1 protein-coding gene is annotated in these 2,902 nt (G+C 61.6%); it reads right to left on the bottom strand.

Features of this window, described 5'->3' with window-relative positions:
- On the bottom strand, positions 1 to 2,902 hold a 2,902-nt coding region (locus tag VGP75_RS04430), incomplete at both ends, for a MupA/Atu3671 family FMN-dependent luciferase-like monooxygenase (protein ID WP_327542507.1).

The raw sequence follows: 2,902 nt of genomic DNA, 5'->3' as shown, positions 1-2,902 counted from the left end.
CAGATAGTCCTTCATCGGCTCACGGGCGATTTCGCGGGCGTGGTCGCGGGTGTCCGACAGGAAGCTGTGCAGCATCAAGGTGACGGTGAAATCTTCGGGATTATGGCCTGCCGCGCGCAAGGCATCGTGATAGATCACGATTTTTTCGGCGACTTCATCCACGCTTTGCCCCAGAAGGTGGGTGAGCACGTTGCAACCGTTGGTTCCCGCCTCTTTCCACGTCTCGGGGTTGCCAGCGGTCGTGACCCACACGTTCAGTTTCTTTGAAACAGGGCGCGGCTGCGTGACGACACCGTGCATCTCGCCGTTCGCGCGCGGGAATTCCACGGCTTCACCAGCCCAGAGTTTGCGCAAATCGCGGATCGCATCAAACATCGCGGGTTTGTTCTTGGGCGGCGTGTTTTCGGGCCGCAGCACAAAATCATCCGGCTGCCAGCCAGAGGCAATGGCAAGCCCCGTGCGCCCGTTTGTCAGGTTATCAATCACCGCCCATTCTTCGGCGATCCGTGCGGTATGATGCAGAGGTGCCACGCAAGAGCCGGCACGCACCGCCAAATTCTTGGTCACAGCGGCAACGGCAGCACCCGTCACGGAAGGGTTCGGGTACGGGCCGCCGAAGGCGTGGAAATGCCGCTCGGGCGTCCAGACAGCGCAGAACCCGTTCTTGTCGGCGAACTGCGCGCCTTCCAACAGTGAGCGGTATTTATCGCGCCCGATCCCGTCATCATTGCCCCAGTAAAACAGACTGAAATCCATGCCGACACCCGGCGCACTGCCTTCACCTGCCACAAGCGCGCGGCTTTCATCGCCCGAGATCACCAGCTTGAAACCACGCGCGAGGGTCCAGAACAGCTCCAGCACCGAAATATCAAACGACAGCGATGTGACCGCCATCCACACACCGGGCGGATCATGCGCAATTCGGTCATCCATGCCGGTAAAGAAATTCGCGACATTGCGATGTTCAACCATCACGCCTTTGGGCTTACCGGTCGAGCCTGAGGTATAGATCATATAGGCCAGATGCGCGCCCGTGACGCCGCTGTCAGGATTGCCCGTCTCGGTGCCTGCGGGCAAGGCATCAACCAGCACGATGTCCGCATCGGAAGGTGGTAGATCGGCGGCAAGGGCGCTGTCGGTGACGATCACCCGGGTGCCACTGTCTGCGATAAAATGCGCGGTCCGGTCACCAGGATAGGCAGGGTCCATCGGCAGATAGGCACCGCCTGCTTTCATAATCGCCAATGCCCCGATCAATAGCGCGGACGAACGCCGCAGATGCAGACCGACAATCGCGTCAGGGCCAACGCCTTTGGCGCGCAACACATGGGCCAACGCATTGGCGCGCGCGTTCAGTTCCGCATAGGTCAGGCTTTCACCTTCAAAGGCCAGCGCCTCGGCATCAGGGGTGCGGGCGACCTGCGCCTCAAACGCCTGATGGATACACAGGTCGGCAGGGTAGTCCGTGGCGGTCGCGTTCCAGTCATAAAGTACGGTCTGGCGCTCTGCCTCGGACAGGACCGTGGGGGCCGCGCCCTTGGCGATCTGTGCCGCCATATGATCAAGGCGCGCAGCCATCAGTTGGGCGGTTGTCGCGCTCATCTTGCCCGTATCGGCGAAGAGCGTGGTCCCCGCCACCGTCAGGGCAGTTCCGTTGATGTGGCCTTGTGACGACAGGCCCAAAGCGGGCATCGTGATACCACCCGGAATACGGGCGCAAAGATCGGCGGCAAAGGGGCCACGGGCCGCCGCCACACCCATGTCATCCCCTGCTCCAACGGGCACCCAGTCATTCAGATAGCCGGGGTGCTCATGGGCCACGCCCAGCGCCAACGTGACAGGATCGTCGGACGACGCGGCCGCCAATGCCGCAAGCGCGCGGGCCAAATCAGCAGCATCACCCGTCAGGGGCAGGCTGATAACCTCGCCTTCATTCGCGCCCATGTCGATCAGCGGCAGGTTGGCAGGGGTCATCGCCGCAAGCGCTTTGCGCCATGTCCTCTCATGTTTCAGTGTGGCTTTGAGCGCTGCGGTCAGCGCCTCAGCTTCCTCGGAAACAAGCTTTGGAAGCACATCGCCGACACCTGCCACATCTGCGACAGCGACAGCGCGCCCCGCCGCATCGCGCAACCCCCGCAAGGTGACCGGCGCGGTAGCTGTTGCAACGGTGAGACTGTCCTCGCCCACCGCAATCACTGTGCCGGGTGCCGCATCAGACGTGGTTTTTTCGGCAACTGCCTTGGCAACAAGGAACACACCTGCATCTGTCGCGATCTTGGGACAGGTCAGCGGGTTCCAATAGTCGCCGTGGTCCAGCGCATGCACCAGCGTCGTGATTTTGCGGGCAGTCTGTGTGAAATCCAGACGGGCGGCGTTGGCGGGTCTGTCATTCTTGGCGAAATAGGTGCGCTGCGTCAGGTCTTGCGCGGTCACAACGGGGGCATCGCTGGCCAGCTTGTCAATCACAGTGGCGAAACTGTCGATCGCGGCGGCATAGCATTTCGCGTTCAACGTCAGGACGTTTTCATCTGGGGCCACATCAAAAAAGCTCTGCGCCAGCAGCCTGCCTTCGTCTACGCCACCTTCGATCAAATGCCAGCTGATCCCGTACTCGGCCTCACCTGCCAAGAGCGCCCAAACCGGCGCATTCAGGCCCGCATAGCGTGGCAATGGGCCATCATGGAAATTCGCAGCACCGCGCGTGGGTAGGGCCAGCACGGCATCGGGGATCATATCAAGGTTGGCGATAGACAAGAGCCAATCAAAAGTTAGGTTCGACAGGGCCGCCACCAGATCATCGTCAGAGGACACCACTGGCAGGCCCGCATCCCGCGCCCATGCGGCCACATCCGTGTTGCGCGTCACAACCGCAACAAGCGTATGGCCCGCATCGCGCAGCATC

This window comes from Yoonia sp., from assembly GCF_036007805.1.
GTDB lineage: Bacteria > Pseudomonadota > Alphaproteobacteria > Rhodobacterales > Rhodobacteraceae > Yoonia.
Note: the sequence above shows the minus strand (reverse complement) of the source record. Positions and strands in the feature narration are given on the sequence as shown.